At 58.9% G+C, this 6,659-nt stretch carries 6 protein-coding genes; 3 read left to right on the forward strand and 3 right to left on the reverse strand.

The window, feature by feature from the left end; all coding sequences use genetic code 11:
* Positions 1-13 precede the first annotated feature (13 nt).
* On the reverse strand, positions 14-1,063 hold the full coding sequence (locus tag B9Z41_RS09790) for a Gfo/Idh/MocA family protein (RefSeq protein WP_199172969.1): 1,050 nt from the start codon (positions 1,061-1,063) through the stop codon (positions 14-16).
* A 67-nt stretch (positions 1,064-1,130) separates the two neighbouring features.
* Between B9Z41_RS09790 and B9Z41_RS09795 the strand changes: the two genes are divergently transcribed.
* Positions 1,131-2,132, forward strand: coding sequence for an NAD(P)-dependent oxidoreductase (locus B9Z41_RS09795; RefSeq protein WP_158236163.1), 1,002 nt, complete (start codon positions 1,131-1,133; stop codon positions 2,130-2,132).
* A 45-nt stretch (positions 2,133-2,177) separates the two neighbouring features.
* On the opposite strand, the gene B9Z41_RS09800 is transcribed toward B9Z41_RS09795, so the two are convergent.
* Together B9Z41_RS09800 and B9Z41_RS09805 are read right to left on the reverse strand one after the other, a co-directional pair.
* Complete coding sequence (locus B9Z41_RS09800; protein ID WP_100146879.1) at positions 2,178-3,236, reverse strand: GTP-binding protein; 1,059 nt, start codon at positions 3,234-3,236, stop codon at positions 2,178-2,180.
* Between the two features lie 10 nt (positions 3,237-3,246).
* A complete protein-coding gene (locus B9Z41_RS09805; RefSeq protein WP_100146880.1) occupies positions 3,247-4,440 on the reverse strand; it encodes an LVIVD repeat-containing protein in 1,194 nt (397 codons plus the stop codon).
* A gap of 154 nt (positions 4,441-4,594) precedes the next feature.
* Here B9Z41_RS09805 and B9Z41_RS09810 point away from each other — a divergent pair, with 154 nt between their 5' ends.
* A complete protein-coding gene (locus B9Z41_RS09810; RefSeq protein WP_100146881.1) occupies positions 4,595-5,584 on the forward strand; it encodes a tripartite tricarboxylate transporter substrate binding protein in 990 nt (329 codons plus the stop codon).
* A 22-nt stretch (positions 5,585-5,606) separates the two neighbouring features.
* A complete protein-coding gene (locus tag B9Z41_RS09815; RefSeq protein ID WP_100146882.1) occupies positions 5,607-6,497 on the forward strand; it encodes an NAD(P)-dependent oxidoreductase in 891 nt (296 codons plus the stop codon).
* Positions 6,498-6,659 lie beyond the last annotated feature (162 nt).

Here is a 6,659-nt window from a genome sequence, read left to right on the forward strand (position 1 = left end):
ACCCGCATTGTCCTCAATCGGGAGAGGTCACCGGCTCGATCTTGTGGGACACCGCCGAGGTCATGATGGCTTCGAGTGCCGCCACATTGGCCAGCATCTCGCGGTGTGTCACCGGATAAGGCCGCTCATGGCGAATGGCCGCCGCAAAGGCTTCCAGGTTGGCCAACACCGTGGGGTGAGGCGCCGCAAAACTGGTGACAGGGGCTTGGCCTTGCATGACACGCTTGATGTCCCAGCCGGTGGGGTTTTCTGGATGGGTGCGATCGCGAATTTCAAACCAGCCCTTGGAGCCATAGACCGCAAAGCGGCCTTCAAATGGCGTCGCCAAAATGGCGCTGATCAAGGCATTGGCACCGCCCGGAAAGGCCAGCATCAGTCCCAGCGTGTCGCCGTTTTCAAACTCGGAACCGCGCGTGGCCAAACGGGCCCACACCGCTTCACTGGGGCCCAGAATGGCAATCGCCAAATCCACCAGGTGAATGCCTGTGGCGGTGAGCGGCCCCACCGGTGCGTGCTGGTTGGAGAGGCGCCAGTTGTCTTTGGGCAAGGCAAAGAATTTGTCTTGGCTGAAGTTAGCTTCAATTTGCAAGATGGTGCCAAAAGTGCCGGCCTCAATCTCGCGGCGCAACTCGATCACCGAGGGCTCAAAGCGCCGCTCATGGCCAATGCCCAAGACCCGCTGATGTTGGACGCAACTGTCAATGGCACGTTGCGCGTCTTTCACGGTGAGGCACAAGGGCTTCTCACAGAACACGTGTTTGCCGGCCTTGGCCGCCGCCACAATTTGGTCGGCGTGTTGCTGGTGTGGCGTGCACAGAATGACCGCCTCCATCTCAGCGATTTGCAAAAACTCGTCGAAGCTGGCCAGCACATGGACACCCTTCAACACCGGGTCGGTCGCCATCTGTTGGCGCAACTCGGCACTCACCTCCACCACCGCCACCAACGACATGTGGTTGGAGCTGGCGATTTGTTTGGCAATGGTCTTGCCCCACCAGCCATAACCGACCAGCCCCATGCGGACCGGTTGGCGTGAAGAGGGGGATTGGGTTGAACTTGTCACAGCGGTGTCTCCTGAATTGGGTTCTTGTTTTAGACTCGGCACGAATTTACACCAAATAGGAGATCAAATGACCACCAAAACAAAAACCGCCCCCCGCAAAACCACAAAGTCCAGCGTCACAGCCAGCGCCAAAACCAAGCCGGCTCAGGCGAGCGCCACCAAGATCGGCTTTCTCGGTTTGGGCATCATGGGCTCGGCCATGTCGGGTAATTTGTTGAAGGCTGGCTTTGCGGTATTTGGCTTTGATCCCAGCGACGCAGCGCGCGCACGGCTGAAAAAAGCAGGCGGCACGCCCTGCACCAGCATGGGCGAGTTGGCGGCCCAGGTGGATGTGATCATTGCATCGCTGCCCCACGCACAAGCCCTGTTCGACGCCGCCCATGCCGTGGCACAGCGCGGCAAAAAAGGGCTGCTGATGGTCGACACCAGCACCTTGGACATTGACGACAAGGTGACGGCGCAAAAGATCTTGGCCAAACAAGGCATCACCCTGCTCGACTGCCCCTTGTCCGGCACAGGCGCGCAAGCGGTGCGCAAAGACCTGTCGGTGTACTCCAGCGGTCCCGCCAAAGCGGTGCAACAACTCACGCCCGTGTTTGAAGGTTTTGCCAAAGCCAACTACTACCTGGGTGAGTTTGGCAATGGCATGAAAATGAAGTTGATGGCCAATTTGTTGGTGGCCATCCACAACGTGTCCACGGCGGAAGTGCTGCTGTTTGGCGAGCGCTTTGGCATCTCTCCCGAGGTGGCGGTGAAGGTGCTCGCCGACGGCGCGGGTGGCTCACGCATGCTGGATGTGCGCGGGCCCATGATGGTCAACCAAAGCTGGGACCAAGCCACCATGAAGGTGTCGGTCTGGCAAAAAGACATGAAGCTGATTGGCGCGGCGCTGGCCCAAACGCACACCGCAGCGCCCTTATTTGCAGCCACCATCCCGGTCTACAACGCGGCCATGGGTTTGGGCCATGCCGAGAACGACACCGCAGCTGTGTTCGATGTGCTCTCGCACATGTGCGTGCCCAAGAAGGCGGCCAAAGCAAAACCCAAAGTGAAAGCCAAGGCCAAATAAAGGCCATGCCAGCGGCTTGGCGTGCCAAACGCCAAGCCCGATGCGTCAGGCTGCGGGCGTAACCGCACCCACGGCCGCAAACAAATTGCGAATCACATCGGCCTCGATGTTGCGGGTGATGAACACCAAGCGTGAATCGGTGTCGGCACTGGGCCAACGGTCCAACTCCACAGGGGTGTGAAAGATGTGTTGCACACCCTGCACCACCACCGGCTTGCCATCCACATTGACGATGCCTTTGACGCGCAACAAATCGGGGCCACGCAAGGTGCTGAGCAACTCCAAGGCCGCCGAAAAAGACGCCCACTGGAACGGCTGTTTGAAACGCAAGGACACCGTGCGCACCGAGCGGTCATGGGTGGCCGCTGCCTGCGCCAAGTAACGCCCGCCCTCGGGTGCGTCTGTTGATGCCGAGCCATCGAGCGCCTCGCCTAAAAACCGCAAGGTCTGCTGGCCCGCGCGCGCACTGGCAAGCCCCAAGGCCATCAGGGCGTGCGGTTCAATCTCGCCATTCACCAAGGTGTCGATGCTGGCTCTGGGGTTGAGCGTGCCAATCGCTTCGCGCAAAGCTTGCAACGTGGGCGCATCGGCCAGGTCCGACTTGGTGATGAACACCTTGTCGGCAATCGCAATCTGTTTGACGGCTTCGGTCTGGTCTTGAATTTGTCCCAGGCCCAGCACGCCGTCGACCAAGGTGATCAGGCCATCGAGCCGGTACTGCGCTTCCAGCAAGGTGTCGCTGGCCAGGGTCTGCACCACCGGCGCCGGGTCGGCCAAGCCTGTGGTCTCGACGATCACGCGGTCAAAGTCAAACACCTCGCCCACACGGCGTTGGGCAAACAAGTCGCGCAGGGTTTCTTGCAGGTCCGTGCGCACCGAACAACAAATGCAGCCGTTGGCCAGCAAGGTGATGTTTTCGGACGACATGGTGACCAGGTCATGGTCAATGCCAATCTCACCCACTTCGTTGATCACCACCGCCACGCGCCGCATGTCGGGGTGCTTGAGCAATTTGGAGATCAGCGTGGTTTTGCCACTGCCCAAAAAACCAGTGATGAGGGTGACAGGAATTTTTCCTGCCAGCGCGTCGCGTTGCCAAGTCACAGCAGCGGCTTTAGATGTTCATCTCAAGGATGTAGAGGCCACCGGTGAAACGGTCCACGGTGTAGACGATGCGGCGGTCGTCCACGTACACATCGTTCAACTGAATCGCGCCTGCCGGTGACAGCTTGGGCGCACCGGGCACAAAGTACGCAATCTCTTGCACCTGGTAAGGGTTGCTGGTGTCGTACACACGCACGCCCGCATTGAAGAACGAACCCACGATGATGGTGTCTGAGCGAAACGAAGTGGGGCCAGGCAAGTTCTCGTGCAAGTTGTGCGCCCCAAAACGGCCACCGCGTTTGGCGAATGCCTCAAACGACGGCGCAGGGAACGTGCCAATGGGCACGGGGTTGGCTTCGTTGCGGGCGTCGACCACCCACACCAACTTGGGCCAATCAGCGCCGTTGTCTTGCACGCATTCATCGCTCACGATCCACAAGCCGCGGTCGAACAAAGGCAAGACGGTGTGGGTGAACCCATTGAAAGGTGGCGAGTGGTTCCACTGCGAGACCACCTTGATGTCTTTCATGTCCGAGATGTCGAGCACCACGGCGCCACCGTCGATGTAGCCCACAAAGGCGCGGTCAGGACGGTCGGGAAACACGTTGGTGTTGTGGGTGCGAAAACCAGTGTCGAACTGTTTGGGCAAGCGTGCGGGCGGAGGTGCCTCATCGCCTTCACGCGTGCCGGGGTACCACCAGCGGCCCGCTTCAAAAGGCTTCGTGGGGTCGGAGATATCGACGATGCGGTAGAACTGATCGTCCAGCGGATTGCGCGGCTGAAAGTCGGGCGCACCCGAGGACATATGGATGTATTTGCCGTCGACAAACCACACCGCGTGCACGCCGCGTGAGTGAGGGCCCGAGCAGTCAAAGTGCGACAACAAACGTGGCGTTTCAGGAATGCTCACATCAAAAATATCCACGCCAGCAGGCTTGATGCCAACCTCCGAGGCCTGGTAGGCCACCACCAAGGTATTGCCCACCACGTCTAACGAGTTGGAACGCAGCTTCATGTGCGGCAACTCGGTTTGCACAATCAGCTTCGGTGCTGTCGGGTCGGTGACATCCACACCCGAGAAGTTTTTGGGTGCTGATTCGTGCGCCAACCACAAGATGCGACGACCGTCAGAAGTGAGCTGCATCGCCATGCCCTCGCCCAATCCACCAAAGCCAGCCAGCTCATGGTGGGCCAACAATTTCATGTTGTGTGACAGGGTTTGATCGGCACGAGAAGCGGGGGATGGTGCGTGAAGCATGGGTTAACACTCTCTGTATTTTTGACAGTTTGCAATATAACTTGAAGGTTGATTTGTATATCGACACGTAAGTGACTGAGTTAAAACAAAAGGAGATGACATGAGTTCGGTGTTGCGATCAGGTTTTAGAAAAAACAGTGCTTGGCTGTTGGCTTTGGTTTTGGGGTGCTTGTCGCCCATGGTTCAAGCACAGAGTTTCCCCAGCAAACCTGTGAAATTGGTGGTGACGTATCCACCTGGTGGTAGCTCAGACTTGATGGCTCGCATCATGGGACAAAAACTCAGCGAGCACTGGGGCCAACCCGTCATCATCGAAAGTCGTCCCGGCGCAGCAGGCTCGATCGGCATGGAATACGCCGCCCGTCAAGCCGCCGATGGCTACACCTTTGTGGTGGGCAACTTAGGCCCAGCGGCAGTGAACCCGCTGATCACCAAAGTGCCCTACAGCATGGAGAAGGACTTCATCCCCGTCTCACTCACTGCCACCGGCCCCAACATCTTGGTGGTGCCTGCCGCATCACCCTACAAGACATTGGCAGATTTGTTGGCCGATGCCAAGGCCAAACCCGGCGTGTTGAACTTTGGCACCAGCGGCGCTGGCAGCATGGCGCACTTGGGCGGTGAATTGATCATGCGTCAAGCCGGCGTGAAGATGATTGGCGTGCCCTACAAAGGTGGCGGCTTGGCCGTGAACGACTTGATCGCAGGCCAAATCAACATGATGGTGTCCGACGCTCTGCCCGTGAGCCAACACATCAAGACCGGCCGCTTGCGCGCATTGGCCATCACCAGCGCCAAACGTTCACCCATGAGCCCAGACATCCCCACCTTCGCCGAAGCGGGTCTGCCCGGTTTGGTGGCCGTGAACTGGTGGGGCGTGTACCTGCCCACCGGCACACCCAAAGCGATTGTGGAGAGCTACCACGATGCCTTGGTCAAGATCATGGCCAACGCCGACTTGAAAGACCGCTTTGCCGGTTTGGGTGTGGAAGCACAAGCCAGCACGCAAGACGAGTTCAAAGCGTTCTTGGCCGCTGAGCATGCCAAATACTCCAAGCTGATTGCCGACAACAACATCAAAGCCGATTAATTTTTAAAGTGAGTTTTCATTCATGCGCATAGGCATAGCAGGAACCGGCAAGATGGGCAGCGTCATCGCTGCACGCTTGCACACATTGGGCAATTCAGTGACGGTCTGGAACCGCTCGAAAGAGCGGGCCCAAGGCCTGATCGACTCAGGCATTGGCTGGGCGGCAACGCCTGCCGAATTGGCTGCGCAGTGCGACGTGGTGCTGAGCTTGGTGACCAACGAACAAGCCCTGGACGACGTGTACCTGTCGCCCCACGGTTTGCTCAGCGGTGACGTCAAGGGCAAGCTGTTCATCGAGATGAGTACCGTCCAACCAGCCAAACAGCAAGCCTTGGCAAAGCTTGCCGAGAACGTGCATGCCGCCTACCTGGAGTGCCCCGTCAGTGGCAGCGTGGGCCCTGCCAAAGACGGCAAGTTGATTGGCTTTGTCGGCGGCGACGCACAGCACCTGGAGCGCGCCAAAGCTGTGCTGGAACAACTCTGTCGTCGCATTGAGTTTGTCGGCCCTCACGGCTCAGGGGCCACCATGAAGCTCGCCATCAACCTGCCGCTGATGGTGTACTGGCAAACCTTGAGCGAAGCCTTGTCGCTGATTGAGCCTTTGGGCTTGGACCCACAGCGCGTGATCGAGGTGTTCTCAGAGTCATCTGCCGGGCCCAACATGCTCAAGGTACGCGGCCCCATGATTGCGCAAGCCTTGGCGGGTGAGAAAAACGATGCTGTCACCGTGGACGTGGCCACCATGCGCAAAGACGTGCGCGCCATGTTGGCCCAAGCCCAAGCGCATCAACGCAAGTTGCCGCTGACCGAAGCCACGCTCAAGAGTTTTGATGCCGCCGCAGACAGCGGCCTCAATGCCGCCGACTGCACCAAGTTGTTGGTGTGGTGGCTGCAAGCAGGTGGCAAGGCTTAACGGGGCGTCAAGCTGAGCCCCTTCAAGACGGAGGAGCACACAGGGCCACATCCACGATGTGGCCCTGTTTTTTTAGTCCAGCTTCATGTCACGGATGACCGAGCGAAACTGGTCCATCTGGCGGCGCAGCATCGCGTCTTGTTCGGCGGGGGTGGAGCCCAC

The sequence above is a fragment of the Limnohabitans sp. JirII-31 genome (assembly GCF_002778315.1).
Taxonomy (GTDB): Bacteria; Pseudomonadota; Gammaproteobacteria; order Burkholderiales; family Burkholderiaceae_C; genus Limnohabitans.